The sequence below is a fragment of the Rossellomorea sp. GCM10028870 genome, from assembly GCF_042666755.1.
Taxonomy (GTDB): domain Bacteria; phylum Bacillota; class Bacilli; order Bacillales; family Bacillaceae_B; genus Rossellomorea.
In genome coordinates, this window is the sequence record NZ_JBHTGN010000005.1 from 12,253 (window position 1) to 29,838 (window position 17,586).

At 41.1% G+C, this 17,586-nt stretch carries 17 protein-coding genes; 16 read left to right on the forward strand and 1 reads right to left on the reverse strand.

The genetic code is table 11. The annotated features are described in order from the left end of the window. Nucleotides 1-70: 70 nt before the first annotated feature. From spoIIIJ to ACFQWC_RS18550, 9 genes are all read left to right on the forward strand, one after another. A complete protein-coding gene (gene spoIIIJ, locus ACFQWC_RS18510; protein WP_299745592.1) occupies nucleotides 71-859 on the forward strand; it encodes a YidC family membrane integrase SpoIIIJ in 789 nt (262 codons plus the stop codon). After that, nucleotides 856-1,473, forward strand: a complete 618-nt coding sequence (gene jag, locus ACFQWC_RS18515) for an RNA-binding cell elongation regulator Jag/EloR (RefSeq protein WP_299745589.1) — start codon at nucleotides 856-858, stop codon at nucleotides 1,471-1,473. Before spoIIIJ ends, jag begins: the two co-directional genes overlap by 4 nt. 384 nt (nucleotides 1,474-1,857) lie before the next feature. After that, the gene (gene mnmE, locus ACFQWC_RS18520; protein ID WP_299745586.1) at nucleotides 1,858-3,243 is read left to right on the forward strand and encodes a tRNA uridine-5-carboxymethylaminomethyl(34) synthesis GTPase MnmE; all 1,386 of its coding nucleotides are present in this window, start codon (nucleotides 1,858-1,860) and stop codon (nucleotides 3,241-3,243) included. Between the two features lie 59 nt (nucleotides 3,244-3,302). Further along, nucleotides 3,303-5,195, forward strand: coding sequence for a tRNA uridine-5-carboxymethylaminomethyl(34) synthesis enzyme MnmG (mnmG, locus tag ACFQWC_RS18525; RefSeq protein ID WP_299745584.1), 1,893 nt, complete (start codon nucleotides 3,303-3,305; stop codon nucleotides 5,193-5,195). Nucleotides 5,196-5,216: 21 nt separating this feature from the next. Next, nucleotides 5,217-5,933 carry a 16S rRNA (guanine(527)-N(7))-methyltransferase RsmG gene (gene rsmG / locus ACFQWC_RS18530; RefSeq protein ID WP_044340272.1) on the forward strand — a complete coding sequence of 239 codons (717 nt, stop codon included), beginning with the start codon at nucleotides 5,217-5,219 and terminating at the stop codon, nucleotides 5,931-5,933. A 127-nt stretch (nucleotides 5,934-6,060) separates the two neighbouring features. After that, entirely contained in the window at nucleotides 6,061-6,924 is an 864-nt protein-coding gene (noc, locus tag ACFQWC_RS18535) for a nucleoid occlusion protein (RefSeq protein ID WP_299745575.1), read from the forward strand. A 285-nt stretch (nucleotides 6,925-7,209) separates the two neighbouring features. Further along, a complete protein-coding gene (locus ACFQWC_RS18540) occupies nucleotides 7,210-7,971 on the forward strand; it encodes a ParA family protein (protein WP_044340270.1) in 762 nt (253 codons plus the stop codon). Then, a complete protein-coding gene (locus tag ACFQWC_RS18545; protein WP_299745571.1) occupies nucleotides 7,964-8,803 on the forward strand; it encodes a ParB/RepB/Spo0J family partition protein in 840 nt (279 codons plus the stop codon). Before ACFQWC_RS18540 ends, ACFQWC_RS18545 begins: the two co-directional genes overlap by 8 nt. Before the next feature lie 117 nt (nucleotides 8,804-8,920). Beyond that, nucleotides 8,921-9,634 (forward strand): DUF554 domain-containing protein, encoded by a 714-nt coding sequence (locus tag ACFQWC_RS18550; RefSeq protein WP_299745568.1) that lies wholly within the window; start codon nucleotides 8,921-8,923, stop codon nucleotides 9,632-9,634. A 56-nt stretch (nucleotides 9,635-9,690) separates the two neighbouring features. On the opposite strand, the gene yyaC is transcribed toward ACFQWC_RS18550, so the two are convergent. Further along, a complete protein-coding gene (gene yyaC, locus ACFQWC_RS18555) occupies nucleotides 9,691-10,311 on the reverse strand; it encodes a spore protease YyaC (protein ID WP_299745565.1) in 621 nt (206 codons plus the stop codon). A 260-nt stretch (nucleotides 10,312-10,571) separates the two neighbouring features. On the opposite strand from yyaC, the gene ACFQWC_RS18560 reads away from it, so the two are divergent. From ACFQWC_RS18560 to ACFQWC_RS18590, 7 genes are all read left to right on the forward strand, one after another. Continuing rightward, on the forward strand, nucleotides 10,572-11,510 hold the full coding sequence (locus ACFQWC_RS18560) for a mechanosensitive ion channel family protein (protein ID WP_299745562.1): 939 nt from the start codon (nucleotides 10,572-10,574) through the stop codon (nucleotides 11,508-11,510). A 13-nt stretch (nucleotides 11,511-11,523) separates the two neighbouring features. Then, nucleotides 11,524-11,724, forward strand: coding sequence for a DUF951 domain-containing protein (locus tag ACFQWC_RS18565; protein ID WP_044340265.1), 201 nt, complete (start codon nucleotides 11,524-11,526; stop codon nucleotides 11,722-11,724). 804 nt (nucleotides 11,725-12,528) lie between these two features. After that, nucleotides 12,529-13,629: a redox-regulated ATPase YchF gene (gene ychF / locus ACFQWC_RS18570; RefSeq protein WP_299745556.1), complete on the forward strand. Its 1,101-nt coding sequence runs from the start codon at nucleotides 12,529-12,531 to the stop codon at nucleotides 13,627-13,629. Nucleotides 13,630-13,914: 285 nt separating this feature from the next. Further along, the gene (gene rpsF, locus ACFQWC_RS18575; RefSeq protein ID WP_034764776.1) at nucleotides 13,915-14,202 is read left to right on the forward strand and encodes a 30S ribosomal protein S6; all 288 of its coding nucleotides are present in this window, start codon (nucleotides 13,915-13,917) and stop codon (nucleotides 14,200-14,202) included. Nucleotides 14,203-14,281: 79 nt separating this feature from the next. Next, on the forward strand, nucleotides 14,282-14,797 hold the full coding sequence (gene ssb, locus ACFQWC_RS18580) for a single-stranded DNA-binding protein (RefSeq protein WP_034764778.1): 516 nt from the start codon (nucleotides 14,282-14,284) through the stop codon (nucleotides 14,795-14,797). 41 nt (nucleotides 14,798-14,838) lie between these two features. Continuing rightward, on the forward strand, nucleotides 14,839-15,075 hold the full coding sequence (rpsR, locus tag ACFQWC_RS18585; protein ID WP_034764780.1) for a 30S ribosomal protein S18: 237 nt from the start codon (nucleotides 14,839-14,841) through the stop codon (nucleotides 15,073-15,075). Nucleotides 15,076-15,306: 231 nt separating this feature from the next. Beyond that, nucleotides 15,307-17,370 carry a methyl-accepting chemotaxis protein gene (locus ACFQWC_RS18590; RefSeq protein WP_377108801.1) on the forward strand — a complete coding sequence of 688 codons (2,064 nt, stop codon included), beginning with the start codon at nucleotides 15,307-15,309 and terminating at the stop codon, nucleotides 17,368-17,370. The last annotated feature ends 216 nt before the right edge of the window (nucleotides 17,371-17,586 follow it).

Sequence of the window (17,586 nt, forward strand, 5' to 3'; positions counted from 1 at the left end):
TGTACTTTTTAAGTACGGGAGACCTGTTTTACATTTTACTTGAAAGATATTAGTTGGGAGGAAAATAAGGGTGAAAAAGAGAATTATAGCCCTGATGGGAATCATTGGGCTAATGGCTATACTATCAGGTTGTACGGAATACAATCAGCCTATCACACCTGAGAGTAGCGGAATATGGAATGAATACATTGTCTATCCTTTATCACAATTAATTACTATGGTAGCTGAGTTCATGAGCGGTTCTTATGGACTGGCCATTGTCATTGTTACATTGATTATTCGTTTAGCGATTCTGCCATTAATGATTAAACAAACGAAAAATTCAAAAGCCATGCAGGCTTTACAACCAGAAATGAAAAAGCTGCGTGAAAAATATAGCTCTAAAGATGCACAGACACAACAAAAACTTCAACAAGAAACGATGGCTTTATTCCAAAGTCATGGGGTAAATCCGCTGGCGGGTTGTTTCCCATTAATTGTTCAGATGCCGATTTTAATTGGGTTCTACCATGCGATCGTAAGAACAGAAGAAATTAAAGCTCATAATTTCTTGTGGTTCGATCTGGGTAACCCGGATCCTTACTATATTTTACCTTTAGTTGCAGGTGTTACGACGTTTATCCAACAGAAATTAATGATGGCGGGTACAGCGAATCAAAATCCGCAAATGGCGATGATGCTCTATATCATGCCAGTCATGATCATCATTTTTGCGATTAACTTCCCTGCAGCTCTATCCCTTTACTGGGTAGTTGGAAATCTATTTATGATCGTTCAAACGTACTTTATTAAAGGACCTGAAATTAAAGAAGCGCAAACCGCTAAAGCTGGTGGGAATTCGGGAGGAAAGAAAAAGTGAGAGAAGTAGAAGCGACTGGTCAAACGGTGGAAGAAGCCATTGAATCAGCCTTGTCTCAACTGAATATCACCCAAGAAGAAGCAGAAATTGACGTCATTGATCAAGGTAAAAAAAGTTTGTTCGGATTGTTTGGAGGAAGACCGGCAGTCGTTCAAGTCAAAAAAGCGATTGATCCGGTAAATGAAGCGAAAGATTTTCTTTTGTCTGTTGCACATGAAATGGGAGTTAATGCTACCATTGATGTGAAAAGAGATGGAAGAGATGTGGAGTTCAACATATCCGGTGAAAAAATGGCTCTCTTAATAGGAAAAAGAGGACAAACGTTGAATGCTCTTCAACATTTAACTCAACTAATTGCAAATAGGGTTTCCGATCAGTTCATCACCATCCTTTTAGATGCAGAGAACTATCGAGAAAGACGTAAGCAAACGTTAACAAACCTGGCTGAACGTTTAGCAGAGAAAGCGTTGCGCACAAATCGTTCAGTTTCATTAGAACCTATGCCTTCCTATGAACGAAAAGTGATCCATACAGCATTAGTCGATTCGACGACTGTTGATACACACTCAGAAGGTAGAGAACCAAATCGCTATATAGTGATTGCTCCAAAATAATAAAAGACGATTCCTTTCGGGGGATCGTTTTTTTTTTTGCTCATTTCGAAAACTTTATTGCTTTTTTACAGAGAAATGAGTCGTTTATTTCTCCTGCAGGACACTTCCTATGCAAGCTAACCCCTTTAATGTTCTTCCCCCGTTGTCGCGTCACAACTCTGTGGATTCTTATTTTCATCCCGGTTTATTGTTATTCACATGTGGATAAGTTAAAATAATAGAGATGAAGTATTGGATATGTGGATAACATTATTTGGTGGTTATTAGTTGGTTTCCTTTCTTTAGTATTAAATAGGATTGTGATATTCTAATAATTTGGGGAAACTTTGCTCAATACTAAAATTTTTTATATAAATAGACTCAGTTATAAGAGAGGTGAATACGATGGAGTTTGATACAATCGCCGCAATTTCCACTCCAATGGGAGAAGGAGCCATTGCTATTGTGCGTTTAAGCGGTGATCAAGCCTTCGATATCGGTGATAAGATCTTTAAGGGAATGAAGGGAAGCTCGATGAATGAATTTGCTTCGCATACCATTCATTATGGACATATTATCGATCCGGACACAGAGCAAGTGGTGGAAGAAGTCATGGTTTCTGTGATGAGAGGTCCCAAGACATTTACCCGTGAAGATATTATAGAAATCAACTGCCACGGGGGACTCGTGTCGGTTAATAAAGTATTGCAGCTCGTATTGAAAAATGGGGCCCGCCTTGCAGAGCCGGGTGAATTTACAAAACGGGCATTCTTGAACGGAAGAATCGACCTTTCCCAGGCAGAAGCGGTCATGGATCTGATACGGGCAAAAACCGATCGGGCGATGAATGTGGCACTGAATCAAATGGAAGGCCGACTTTCCAATTTGATTCGAAAGCTTCGTCAGGAAATTCTTGAAACACTGGCCCATGTAGAAGTGAATATCGATTATCCGGAATACGATGATGTGGAAGAAATGACGCATAATGTACTGTTGGAGAAATCGAAGCATGTCCGGGATGAAATTGACCGTCTTGTACGAACATCAGAACAGGGGAAAATTCTTAGAGAAGGTCTTTCCACCGTTATTATTGGCCGACCAAATGTAGGAAAGTCATCTTTATTAAACAGCCTTGTTCATGAAAACAAGGCGATCGTAACCGATATCCCTGGAACAACACGGGATGTGATTGAAGAATACGTGAATGTACGCGGTGTTCCGTTACGTCTGGTCGATACGGCCGGGATTCGTGAAACAGAGGACATTGTCGAGCGAATCGGTGTGGAACGTTCACGACAAGTATTGAAAGAAGCGGATTTAATTTTACTTGTGCTCAACTATGCGGATGAATTAACTCCTGAGGATGAACAGCTTTTCGAAGCGGTTAGAGGAATGGACGTTATTGTCATCGTGAACAAAACGGATCTGCCTCAGAAAATTGATATAGATAAAGTAAGAAAACTAGCGGAAAATCATCAGCTAGTCACAACGGCTTTACTTGAAGAGCAAGGAATCGATGAGCTGGAAGAAGCGATTTCATCTTTATTCTTTGCAGGGTCCATTGAAGCGGGGGATATGACGTATGTGTCCAATAGCCGTCATATTGCTTTACTCAATCAAGCATCCCTTGCGATTAATGAAGCAATCGATAGCGTAGAAATGGGAACTCCCATCGATATCGCTCAAATAGACTTAACCAGAACGTGGGAGCTTTTAGGTGAAATCATTGGAGATAGCGTTCATGAAAGTTTGATTGACCAGCTGTTTTCACAATTCTGCTTAGGGAAATAAACATTATTAAAAGGTGGACGCATACCAGTTGCGATCCTACAAGGAGGAAAAATAAAACCATGCAATATGACGCAGGGCAATATGATGTCATTGTCATTGGTGCTGGCCATGCCGGAGTAGAAGCAGGACTTGCTTCCGCCCGTATGGGAGCTAAAACGTTAATGGTCACCATTAACTTAGATATGGTCGCCTTTATGCCATGTAATCCATCCGTTGGTGGTCCGGCAAAAGGGATCGTTGTAAGAGAGATTGACGCTCTGGGTGGAGAAATGGGGCGTAATATAGATAAAACACATATTCAGATGAGAATGTTGAACACAGGAAAAGGACCAGCTGTCCGGGCATTACGAGCTCAGGCCGATAAATTCCTTTATCAACATGAAATGAAACGCACAATCGAAAATGAACCGAACATGACCTTGATGCAAGGAATGGTCGAGGAATTAATCGTAGAAGATGGTGAATGTAAAGGTGTTGTTACGATGACGGGTGCCGCCTACCGTGCGAAAACTGTCGTCATTACTACGGGTACATTCCTCCGCGGAGAAATTATTTTAGGAGATCTGAAATATTCAAGCGGACCTAATAATCAGCAGCCTTCTATTAGATTGTCTGATCACTTACATGAATTGGGCTTCGACACCGTTCGTTTTAAAACAGGAACGCCACCACGAGTGAATAGTTCGACTATCGATTATTCGAAAACAGAAATTCAACCGGGTGATGATGTTCCGCGTGCGTTCAGCTATGAAACGACGAAATATATCACTGATCAACTTCCATGTTGGCTCACATATACGAACGAACAGACTCATCAATTGATTGACGACAATCTCCATCGTTCTCCAATGTACTCTGGGATGATCAAAGGAACCGGACCACGTTACTGTCCTTCCATTGAAGATAAAGTCGTCCGTTTCCATGATAAACCGCGTCATCAGATTTTCTTGGAGCCGGAAGGAAGAAACACACAAGAAGTGTATGTTCAAGGATTATCAACGAGCTTACCTGAAGACGTACAGCAAAAGATTCTTCAAACCATCCCGGGTCTTGAGGAAGTACAAATGATGCGTGCCGGGTATGCCATCGAGTATGATTCCATCGTGCCTACACAATTATGGCCGACCCTTGAAACGAAAAAAATTAAAAATCTTTATACAGCGGGACAAATCAATGGAACGTCCGGATATGAAGAAGCAGCTGGACAAGGTTTGATGGCGGGGATCAATGCTGCGTGCCGTGCCCTGGATAAAGAAGAAGTCATCTTAAGCCGCTCTGATGCTTATATCGGGGTTCTCATTGATGACCTCGTGACCAAAGGTACCAACGAACCTTATCGTCTATTGACTTCCCGTGCTGAATATCGCCTGTTGCTGCGTCATGACAATGCCGATCTTCGTCTTACGGATATCGGTCATAAAATAGGATTGATTTCCGATGACCGATACGAACGGTTTACAGCTAAAAAAGAAGCGATCTTTTCAGAGAAAAAACGCCTGGAAGGAATCCGCATCAAGCCTACTGACGAAACACAGGCCGTTATCCGTGAATCGGGCGGCAGTGAGCTGAAAGACGGCATATTAGCAGCGGATCTTCTGAAGCGCCCTGAAATGAACTATAGTCATATTAAATCACTCGTTCCAAGTGAAATCGAGCTTGATCCCGACGTAGAGGAACAAGTGGAAATTCAAGTGAAATACGAGGGCTATATTGAAAAATCTCTTCAACAGGTCGATAAAATGAAGAAGATGGAAAATAAACGAATTCCTGAGAACATTGATTACAGTGCGATCAGCGGTTTAGCTTCTGAAGCGAGACAGAAATTAATCGAGGTTCAGCCCCTTTCTCTGGCACAGGCTTCCCGGATTTCAGGAGTGAATCCTGCAGACATCTCTATTTTACTCGTCTATATCGAGCAAGGGAAAATTGCAAAAGTATCCGGTGATCAATAGAGGTAAAGGAAGGATAATTTCATGAATGTAAATGAATTTCAATCAATGCTTGAGGAGAAGGGGATCCCCCTTTCTTCTCAGCAATTAAATCAGTTTGAGCGCTATTATGAATTGTTGGTTGAATGGAATGAAAAAATGAACCTGACGGCCATCACGGAAAAGGAAGATGTGTATTTAAAGCATTTTTACGATTCGATCAGCGCAGCTTTTTATGTTGATTTCTCGCAGGTGACAACCCTTTGTGATGTTGGGGCAGGAGCTGGTTTTCCGAGTATCCCTCTTAAAATATGCTTCCCGCACTTACATATCTCAATTGTTGATTCCTTGAACAAGCGGATTACGTTCTTAAACCATTTGTCAGATGAGTTAGGGCTTGAAAACACGAATTTCTATCATGATCGTGCTGAGACCTTCGGTAAAAACAAGGCTCATCGTGAAAAGTATGATATGGTTACAGCAAGGGCCGTAGCCAGAATGTCTGTTTTAAGTGAATTATGTTTGCCTCTTGTTAAAAAGGGCGGTTTCTTTGTAGCCATGAAGGCTTCAAACGTAAATGAGGAGCTATCCAATGCAAAGAAAGCAATCGGCATGCTGGGCGGACAAACCGATAAAATGTATTCATTCATTCTTCCGGAAGAGGAAAGTGAACGTAATATCGTGAAGATCGACAAAGTGAAGGAAACGCCTAACAAATATCCCAGAAAACCTGGGACACCAAATAAATTACCGTTAGAATAGTATGAACAGTTCTCCTGCCTTCATGGTAACACTGAACCTGAGCTTGGATGATCTAAAGCATAGGCAGGAACTCGTCATATTTTAGAGAATATTATTAAAGGGAGTTTCTTAAAGGTGGTGTAGGAAGATGAAGCATCCTTTCTCTCGTTTTTTTGGCCTAGGTGAAAAGGAGCAAGATGTTGAATCTGAAGAATCAAATGTAGTGGAAGAAGATCGAGATGAAGTGAAAAAGATACCCGTCTCACAAATCATCCCTAATCGCTTTCAACCACGAACTGTGTTTAATGATGAAAAGATAGAAGAGTTATCCAGAACGATTCACACTCATGGTATTATCCAGCCGATTGTGGTTAGACAATACGATGATGAACAGTTTGAAATCATTGCAGGTGAACGTCGATATAGAGCCGTTCAAAAGCTTGGCTGGGAAACTGTACCGGCAATTGTAAAGAATCTTAATGATACAGAAACAGCATCTGTTGCATTAATTGAAAATTTACAAAGAGAAGAGCTCTCTCCTATAGAAGAAGCAATCGCTTATGGAAAACTGTTGGAGTTACATGATCTGACTCAAGAAGCCCTTGCTCAACGCTTAGGAAAAGGACAATCGACTGTGGCGAACAAGCTTCGTCTCCTAAAGCTTCCAGAAGAAATTCAATCAGCCTTATTAGATAAAAAGATTACAGAACGTCATGCCAGGGCTTTAATCCCATTGAAGAATTATGAAAAGCAGATCCAGCTTCTTCAAGAAATCATTGAAAAAAGCTTAAATGTCAAACAAACCGAAGACCGGGTTGTGAAAATGCAAGAAGGAACGACTCAAAAGCCAAAACCTAAACGTAAAGCTTTCAGTAAGGACATGAGAATTGCTGTGAATACGATTCGTCAATCTCTTTCCATGGTATCAGACAGCGGAATCAATCTGGACTCTGAAGAAGAAGAACATGAGGAATTCTATCAGTTCACTATTCGTATTCCTAAAAAAAAATAGATTCGTAGTCTAAAAGTGAGAAACATATCGGATTGGTTTCTCACTTTTTTGTTTGGTTCTTTTTGCAAAGTGTTCATAAATATGTAATCTTCCAGAGTCTAGTTCTGTCGATTCAGAGCAAATACTGTCGTTTCGTGAACTATGGACTATTCACGTTTTCCTATTTTTAGAAACACTGTACTTTTTGAAAAATTGACAGACAATTAACGAGGAATTTTGATAGAATAGAAGAATACTGTGAAAAAATTTAGTCAATCTTAGGAAGTCAAAAGGTAGGTGACAACCTTGGGCAGAATAGTAGCCGTTACAAACCAAAAAGGTGGAGTGGGAAAGACCACAACATCCGTCAATTTGGGGGCTTGTTTAGCTTATATAGGGAAAAAGGTTTTACTGGTGGATATAGATCCTCAAGGAAACGGCACTAGTGGTGTCGGTGTTGAAAAAGGGGATGTCCAGCAATGTATATACGATGTGCTGGTGGATGATGTAGATGTCAGAGAAACCATTAAACAATCAAAAGTAGAGAATCTATCCATTGTACCTGCAACCATTTCATTGGCTGGAGCAGAAATTGAACTTGTTCCAACCATCTCCCGTGAAGTGCGTTTAAAGAAAGCGTTAGAGAAAGTGAAAGACGAATTTGATTATATTATCATTGATTGTCCTCCTTCATTAGGACTATTAACAATCAATGCTTTAACAGCCTCTGATGCCGTCATTATCCCGGTACAGTGCGAGTATTACGCTCTGGAAGGATTAAGTCAGCTATTAAGTACAGTTCGTTTAGTGCAGAAGCACCTGAATCATGATCTCATGATTGATGGTGTGTTGTTAACGATGCTGGATGCAAGAACCAATCTGGGGATCCAGGTGATTGAAGAAGTGAAAAAATATTTTCAAGATAAAGTGTATCGCACAATTATTCCACGTAACGTTCGTTTAAGTGAAGCGCCCAGTCATGGTGAACCGATTATCATCTATGATGCTAAATCCAGGGGAGCAGAAGTTTATTTAGAACTAGCAAAGGAAGTGGTGGCGAATGGCTAAAGGTTTAGGAAAGGGCATCAATGCTCTCTTTACCAATATCCAAACAACTCAAAATGAAGAGTCCGTACAAGAAGTGAGTCTGAAAGAAATTCGGCCGAATCCATATCAGCCACGAAAAATCTTTGAGCCACAAGCAATAGAAGAATTAAAAGATTCGATCTTAGAACACGGTATCCTCCAACCGATCATTGTGCGTAAAACAATCAAAGGGTATGAAATTGTCGTAGGGGAACGTCGTTATCGTGCAGCAAAAGCGGCTAAATTAGAATCGGTTCCTGTCGTGGTCCGGGAATTGAATGATCAACAAATGATGGAGCTGGCCGTTTTAGAAAACCTTCAACGGGAAGATCTGACACCGATCGAAGAAGGTGCAGCTTATCAAATGCTCATGGATAAGTTAAAACTTACTCAAGAGGAATTAGCTAAGAGATTGGGAAAGAGCAGACCTCATATTGCCAATCATATTCGCTTGCTGTCCCTCCCTGCCCCTATCCAAGAACTAATTTCAGAAGGTAAGTTAACGATGGGCCACGGTCGTGCACTCCTTGGGTTGAAAAATAAGAAGAATCTATCAACGGTTGTGAATCGTATCCTTAAAGAATCATTAAACGTTCGCCAATTAGAAAAAATCATTCAAGAGCTGAATGAGAATGTTCCACGTGAAACAAAAAAGACAGAACGTAAAGATGTCTTTATTCAGGAGCAGGAATCCCTTCTACGCGAACGCTTCGGTACAACGGTCACAATTAAACAATCAAAGAAAAAAGGGAAAATCGAATTGGAATTTTTCTCGAAAGAAGATCTGGATCGTATCTTAGAGTTATTGCAGTAAAATGAATGTGAAAGGGACTGACTTAAATGGTGTTTCACGTACCATTTAAGCCAGTCCTCTTCCATATGGTACATAGAAAATACTATTCTTCGGGAAATAATCATAAGGGGAAACGTCATGGTACTTTTAGGAACGTTAGTAAATGGAATATGTATTATCATCGGTACTCTCCTTGGTAAAGTCCTTCACCGCATACCAGAAGATATGAAGGGAACCGTCATGAAGGCGATTGGTTTAGCCGTAATCGTCCTGGGATTACAGATGGGGTTGAAAAGTGAAAACTTCCTCATTGTCATCATCAGCTTGGCTCTCGGTGCTGCCTGGGGAGAATGGATGAATCTGGAGGACAAGCTTAACTCATTGGGAAACTGGTTGGAAAAGAAGCTTGGCAGTAATAAAGAAACATCCATATCTCAAGGGTTTGTTACAGCTACCCTGATTTTTGTCATTGGTGCAATGGCCGTCATTGGTGCATTGGATAGCGGTATCAGGGGAGATCATGACGTGCTTTTGACGAAGTCGATCATTGATGGTTTTACGTCTCTGATCCTCACGACGACATTAGGGATCGGTGTGATGTTTTCTGCAATTCCAGTCGTCCTTTATCAAGGATTCATTGCTTTGTTTGCGACTCAGATTCATCAGTGGGTACCTCAGGAACTGATGGACGCCTATATTGTTGAAATGACATCGGCAGGCGGCATTATGATCTTCGCTATTGGATTGAATCTTATTGGAGTCACGAAAATCAGAGTCGCGAATTTACTTCCCGGCATCATTGTGGTGGGGATGGTCGTTGGGATCATACATGCTTACCAGCTTTATATGTAAAGGGCGAAAATAAAGAAGGGAGATGACTCAGAACGTGTCTGTATCATCTCCCTTCTTTATTGCTGCAATTCTTCCCGCCATTTTTCAATACTGACGGCATTTCTGCGTTCCACGGAATGACCTGCTAACACAATGGCTTCAGCAATGGTCTTAGCCATTTTCATAACAAGGTTTAAACGTGTATTTTGTAAAACGAAAAACTCCATGAATCCACTGACATTTACGATTCCTGTCAGGTGAATTTCACCTACTTCAGGCAGCTCTTTATTAACACCCGCTCCAGGCTTTAAAGGTCCTTCGCTTAATTGGATGGCCCCTACGCTTTTTAACCGTCCAAGGCACGCATCCACACCGATGATAAATGGATTTATATGCTCAGAGGCTATTTGACTCAGTTTCTCTTCCAGGTTCACAGCATGAATCGGATCATCCAACGTACCATAAACATGGAAAGGCTTAACGTTTTGTTCTTCTATTAATGACCCAACTAAAGGACCTAACGAGTCCCCCGTTGAACGATCAGTGCCGATACATACAAACACAATGGGTCTTGTACGATAGTAAGTGGGAAGCAACGACGACAATTGAACGGAAAGATCCTGTGCCGCACGTTCTTCCTGATGAAGGACTCTAAAGGGTTCAGGTTTTCGTTCAAATAGTCCTTTTTTTAGATTCATCGCTTCCACTCCTTTTGGTATGTGTAAGAGGTATATTTTCCGGGGTTCAACTTTATCGGGCCTAACCACCAGAATCATAATTTCTAAGTATTATCAGTATACGGACGATTTCTTTTTTTCATACATAAGATGGATGGTTTTTTCATAAAATAAAAATTTTCTAGAAACTATTTTAATATGAGGTTATATCTACACAAGGAGAGGGAAACTTGATAAAATAAGGAATACTTCTTATTGAATGATAAGTGGAGGTTCGATATATGTCTGGAACTAAAACAGAAGTCGAAGAAACAGTCGATAAAATTAAAGAAAATGAAGCTGTAAATAAACTCATAGATAATGAGTTATGGATTTCTCTCGGTTCTGGTGCAATAAAGATTGCAGCCATTATGGTAATTACCTATATTGCTTTAAGGTTGGGAAGGTCAGCGATTCGAAACGTGTTTAAGGTTCGGTCACGCTCACCACTTAAATTCACCGAACGCCGTGAAGCCACTCTATTAAAGCTACTGGAGAATGTATTGACCTATGTGATTTATTTCATCAGTCTGATGACGATCTTGTCGACTCTTGAAATCGATGTGAAAGGACTCATCGCTGGTGCAGGAATCGTCGGTCTGGCCGTCGGTTTCGGTGCACAAAATCTGGTTCGTGATATCATCACCGGTTTCTTTATTATCTTTGAAGATCAATTTTCAGTTGGTGACTATGTCCGTATTGGTTCTGCAGAAGGAACTGTTGAAGAAATCGGCCTTCGTACGACAAAAATCAAAAGCTGGACCGGGGAATTGCACATCTTCCCCAATGGTAATATAACGGAAGTAACGAACTTCTCCATTCACAACAGCATTGCTGTTGTGGATGTCAGTATTGCGTATGAAGAAAATATAGAAGAAGCGGAGAAAGTGATGCAGGAACTACTCCTGACTCTACCTCAAAAATACGAAGATCTTGTTAATCCACCGGAGTTGTTAGGTGTTCAAACTCTTGGAGCTTCAGATGTTGTCGTGCGAATCGTTGCTGAAACGGTTCCAATGAGACATTGGTATATGGCGAGAATGATTCGTAAAGAGGTCAAATTATGCCTGGATGAGCATGGTATTGAAATTCCATTCCCTCGCATGGTGATGTATTCACGTCACGATCAGGATGACATCCAACCTCGTGAAGAAAAACAAAGAAAACTTGAAAGCGAATGAGGAGGAAAAGCCAGTGGAGCCAAAAACATTCACTCTAAATGACATTGTAGAAATGAAAAAACCTCATCCTTGTGGTACAAATCGCTGGAAAGTGATCCGGATGGGAATGGATATCCGCATAAAATGTGTAGGATGCGGTCACAGTGTCATGATCCCCAGAAAAGATTTTGCGAAAAAAATGAAAAAAGTCATCAGTAGCGGCACAGAAGAATAAGTATTCTTTTTTTACCCATAATCCTTTTGACCTAATCCAGCCTATATTCAAATTAGCCGGCTCAAGAGCATTCCATCGTTTTTTTACGATGGAATGCTCTTTTTATATCGCTCTTTTCGCAAAAATTGTTTACTTTTTAACATAAGTTCTGCCACGAACGGGGTCTCGGCACGTCCGTACTTCCACAAGAGTCTACGCAGTTCCCCTCACCATCTTCACGAGAGTTTTCGTGACAGAGCTACAAGGTGTCCCAAAACAAACTAACTAGAAAAAAGAATTCTTTTATCAAATGGAAAGAGGTTGTTGGCTTTTATTGATTTCTATTAAGGATACATGCTTAGAAAGTTGATTCTCGCTGCAGGATGCTCGACTCCTGCGGGAATAGCTGGACAGTCCGAAAAGCGGAGGCGGCTTGCTCAGCCCCGACAAGCATAAGATGAATGGGCCGGGAAGGCGTACTTTGCCTTCATGGACCATTTAGCTTATGACCTCGAGGGGCTAGCCGCTGGAGCTGGACCGGTGAGACCCCGGAGGCTCACCGCGAGCCCCGCGGAAAGCGAGCATCCTGGAGCGGAAATCAACTATTACTTTCTTCTCTACAATAGCAACAAACTTCATGAAAAGAGTCTTTTATATATTCAGGTTGTGAGTATATATACAGCCCTTTAACTAAAAGAACACCAGAAGCTTCACTTGTCTTTTCCCTCTATTATCTCTATAATTGTGAAAGGTTCGACCGTTTACTTGTTTTTCGATCTTACAGGATATTTTAAATAGATAAGAATATAATGAGGAGTGACAAAGATGGCTTTAACAGCTGGTATTGTTGGATTACCAAACGTAGGTAAGTCAACTCTTTTTAACGCAATTACAAAAGCAGGTGCAGAATCTGCCAACTATCCTTTCTGTACAATTGATCCTAACGTGGGAATCGTAGAGGTTCCCGATCACCGTTTAGATAAATTAACAGAGCTTGTAGAACCGAAGAAGACAGTTCCTACTGCCTTTGAATTCACGGATATTGCCGGGATTGTAAAAGGAGCGAGTAAAGGAGAAGGGTTAGGAAATAAATTCTTATCTCACATTCGCCAAGTAGATGCGATTTGTCAGGTTGTACGTTGTTTTGCGGATGATAATATTACCCACGTTTCCGGGAAAGTCGATCCGATTGCCGATATTGAAGTCATCAACCTGGAGTTAATCTTAGCTGACCTTGAAACGGTAGATAAGCGTCTTGCAAGAGTTCAGAAAATGGCGAAGCAAAAAGACAAAGAAGCAGTATTTGAGCATGACATCCTTGTAAAAATCAAAGATGCCCTCGAAGCTGAGCAACCGGCTCGTACAGTTGAGTTCTCAGATGAGCAAATGAAGCTTGTAAAACAGCTTCACCTTCTGACTTCAAAGCCTGTTCTTTATGTAGCAAACGTAAGTGAAGATGAAATTGCCGATCCTTCTGACAACGAATATGTTCAGAAAGTACGTGAATTTGCGAAAGAAGATAACGCAGAAGTGATCGTGGTTTGTGCAAAGATCGAATCTGAAATCGCCGAGCTTGATGATGAAGAAAAGGCGATGTTCCTACAAGAATTAGGAATTGAAGAGTCTGGTTTAGATCAGCTTATCCGTGCAACTTATTCTCTATTGGGACTGGCTACTTACTTCACAGCCGGCGTTCAAGAGGTTCGTGCCTGGACTTTCCGTGAAGGAATGAAAGCTCCTCAATGTGCCGGTGTCATCCACACCGACTTCGAAAGAGGATTCATCCGCGCTGAAACGGTATCTTATGATGATTTAGTTGCTGCCGGAACAATGGGTGCTGCCCGTGAAGCAGGAAAAGTCCGCCTCGAAGGTAAAGAATACCTCGTAAAAGACGGAGATATTATTCACTTCCGTTTTAATGTGTAAGTTTATCTGAAAATTTCTTTTGTAATGTCACTATTGTAGCCAAAATAGTGTTGACAGTTGATTGGAGTCGAGTGCTTGGAGCGGAAATCAACCAGCACTCACTATTCTATTAGCAATAAAATTTACTCGAAAAAAGACTAGAATCCAAATTCTAGTCTTTTTTTTACGTCTTATTGCAATAATAGAAGTCTTATGCTATAATTTTATTTCGTGAGTAATGAACGCATTGCTCCTTGTTCTTTCATAAAGAAAGGACCGCATAGACCACGAGGAGGTGACATTCAGATGAGAAAGTACGAAGTTATGTACATTGTCCGCCCAAACATTGACGACGAGTCAAAGAAAGCAGTAGTTGAGCGTTTCGATAACGTTTTAACAACTAACGGCGCGGAAATCATCGAGTCAAAAGATTGGGGTAAACGTCGTTTAGCGTATGAAATCAACGATTTTCGTGATGGTTTCTATCAACTAGTTAAGATGAGCGCTACTTCTGATGCAGTTAACGAATTCGATCGTTTAGCTAAAATCAGCGATGATATTATCCGTCATATCGTTGTTAAAGAAGAAGAATAATCCGTACGTTTTTTAAGATATACACTTCTATCATCTGTTTCACGTGAAACAGTAAACTAGAAGGAAGGGGTTGATTCTGATGATGAACCGAGTTGTATTAGTAGGGCGTTTAACCAAAGACCCTGAATTAAAATATACTCCAAGTGGAGTGGCTGTAGCTTCGTTTACACTGGCTGTCAATCGTAGTTTTACGAATCAATCAGGAGAACGGGAAGCAGATTTTATTAACTGTGTTGTATGGCGTCGCCCTGCAGAGAATGTAGCAAACTTTCTTAAAAAAGGCAGCTTAGCTGGCGTTGACGGTCGTATTCAAACACGTAATTTCGAAGGACAGGATGGACGTCGTGTGTTTATGACGGAAGTTGTAGCAGAAAGCGTTCAGTTCTTAGAACCGCGTAGTGCGAATCAAGGCGATCGTGGAGGAAGTCCGGGCTATTCGGGTGGAGGTCAACGTGACCAAGGAAATCCGTATAGTCAGAATCAGAATCAACAACGCAACAACAATAATAACAACAACTATACACGTGTAGATGAGGATCCATTTGCAAATGACGGTCAGCCGATCGACATTTCCGATGATGATCTGCCATTCTAAACGAACGATAATAAATCCAATCAAGATAGGAGGCGAAACAAATGGCAGGAGGACGTAGAGGTGGACGTAGACGTCGTAAGGTGTGCTACTTCACAGCAAACGGAATTACACATATCGATTTCAAAGATGTAGATCTTCTTAAGAAATTCGTATCTGAACGTGGAAAGATTCTTCCACGTCGTGTAACTGGAACGAACGCTAAGTACCAACGTAAGTTGACTCGTGCGATCAAACGCGCTCGTACAATGGCATTACTTCCATACGTTACTGGTGAATAATATCATCGGCTAAAGCAGCAGAGACTTGTCTCTGCTGCTTTTTTATTTGTTTTTGAATAAAGCCCTATATAAAGGAACGATAACACTCCCTCTTCTTTCTAGTATCCACCACTACTAAACACCCTCTTTTTGTTTCCCTTAATTCCCCTATCACTATAAAGAAATGGTGAAAAATGTCGATGAATAAGAGTATGTATAGATAGTTTTTTGGTAGTAAGAGGGGGAATTCATGTGAAAAAGAAAAAGACAAAGAAAAAAGTAGAGCATAAGAAGAATTTTCTTCTATCCTCTATTCGAATGAAGCTTATCGTGATCATATCCATTTTATTTATGGTTTCGTTAGCCGTTATCATTGCAATCACAAGCTTGCAGACAAGGGTGAAAACAGAGGAAGAGGTCATTCGTCAGACTCAAGGGATTGTAGGGGAACTAAATAATTCAGTTCAACTCTTCCTTGGACAATACGAAAAGAGCATTGATCAATATTCTATCTCGAATTCATTAAAAGATTATGCCAAAGTACAATTGCAAACAGAAACTGAAGTAGATAATACAGAGCTATATGCGAATATCCTCCAATCTGATTTTGATAATTATTTAAGTTTATATGATGAAGCAACTTCCATCTACTTTGCATCGCCCAATAAGAAACTGAAAATCGTCCCATCTGTATCCTTACCGAGCGACTTTGATCCGACGAGCAGGGAATGGTATAAAGATGCTGAAGAAGCAAGGGCTGGCGTCGTTTGGAGCGAACCATATATAGACACGGCAACGGAAGAATACATCATAACGGCCTCAAGGGCGATCATATCCGAAAATAAAGTGGTCGGTGTAATGGGTGTCGATATTAAGCTGTCGAAACTTACCGAACGGGTCTCCAAAATGGATATCGGTTATAATGGCTATCCATTTTTAATCGGTCTTGATGGAACAGCCATCGTCCACCCAACAAAGCGCGGCGAGGATTTGTCCACATTACCTTTCATCAGCAAAATGTTAAAATCAGAAAAAGAATCGGACACCCTCCGTTATGACCTGGAAGGCGATAAAAAAGTATTAGTGTACAGTACGGTACCGAAGACGAGTTGGAAAGTGGGATCCGCTTATAATATGGAGGATCTCATTCAATCATCGAAAGACATTGAACGCTTACTTCTGATTACGGCTCTTATTACACTGGTCATCATGCTGGTGTTGGTTGTCATCGTAGCCAATATGATGACGAAACCGATTAAAGAGTTGCAAAAAACGGTAACCAACGTTTCGTCCGGTGATTTATCGCTTCAATCAACGATTAACAGCAAAGATGAAACAGGATTACTGGCATCAGATTTAAATAGGATGATCGTGAATATGAAAGACACAATAAAAGTCGTTCAGGAATCGATTTATAATGTACGGGAATCTGCGGAAGGGTTAAGTGCAGTTTCTGAGGAAACAAATGCCTCAAGTGAAGAAATGGCAAGGGCCGTAACTGAAATCGCCAGCGGAGCTTCCCAGTCAGCAGCTGACTCTGATCGTGCGCATCTTCAAACAGAGCAGTTAGGGACAAGGATTGATGATGTTTATGAAAAATCAAAAGCCATGTCTGTACTTGCAGGTAAAGCAGATGTCATGAACCAATCTGGGCTGAATCAGGTAAAAGAATTAGAAAATGCCTACCACTCTTCCAGTGAATACATCACTTCAATGGAAAAAGTCATCCTTAGCCTTGAAGCGAAAGTGAAGACGATTGAATCCGTTATGGGAACAATCACGGAAATATCTTCCCAAACGAACCTGCTTGCACTCAACGCAAGCATCGAAGCGGCTAGAGCCGGAGAGCACGGCAAAGGATTCGCAGTAGTAGCCGAAGAGGTACGCAAGCTTGCAGACCAATCCGTAAAAGCAACGGAAGAGGTTAAACGCACGATCGTTGAAATTCAACAAGGATCTCATCAAGCAGTGGACGAAATGGTGAAAACGAAAGAAACATTCGAGGTGCAAAAAGAAGTGATTCAAAAAACGAATCATGTATTCAACGAAACCTCACAATTAATGAAATCCATGCAGCTAGAGATTGAGAATATGTATAAGGAAGTGGGTCAAATCAATCTTGAAAAGGATGAAGTGGTCAACGTGATCCAAATGATGGCCGCAACAGCCGAAGAAACAGCCGCTTCCTGCGAGGAAATGAGTGCTTCGACAGAGGAGCAGGTAAGGGCTGTCCAATCCGTTACAGAAGCTGCTGAACGCTTAACAGACTTAAGCCAACAGCTTCAGTCTTCGATCGAACGGTTTAAAATTTCATAATATTCATTAGAGGGTGGTCCGGATACATTGCCATTCTTTATCTACTGCGTATACTCCTTTTTAAAGTGAGTGCATACTAGAGTAGATGAAGAAGAGAAGCATGTTGAAGGGCTCCCTCTTTTTTATGAAAATGAAGTAACTCTAACAGTAATAGTTATTGATATTCACAATTTGGCACAAGTTTTGGTGAAAGTGGCACAAGTTTAGTGGGAAGTG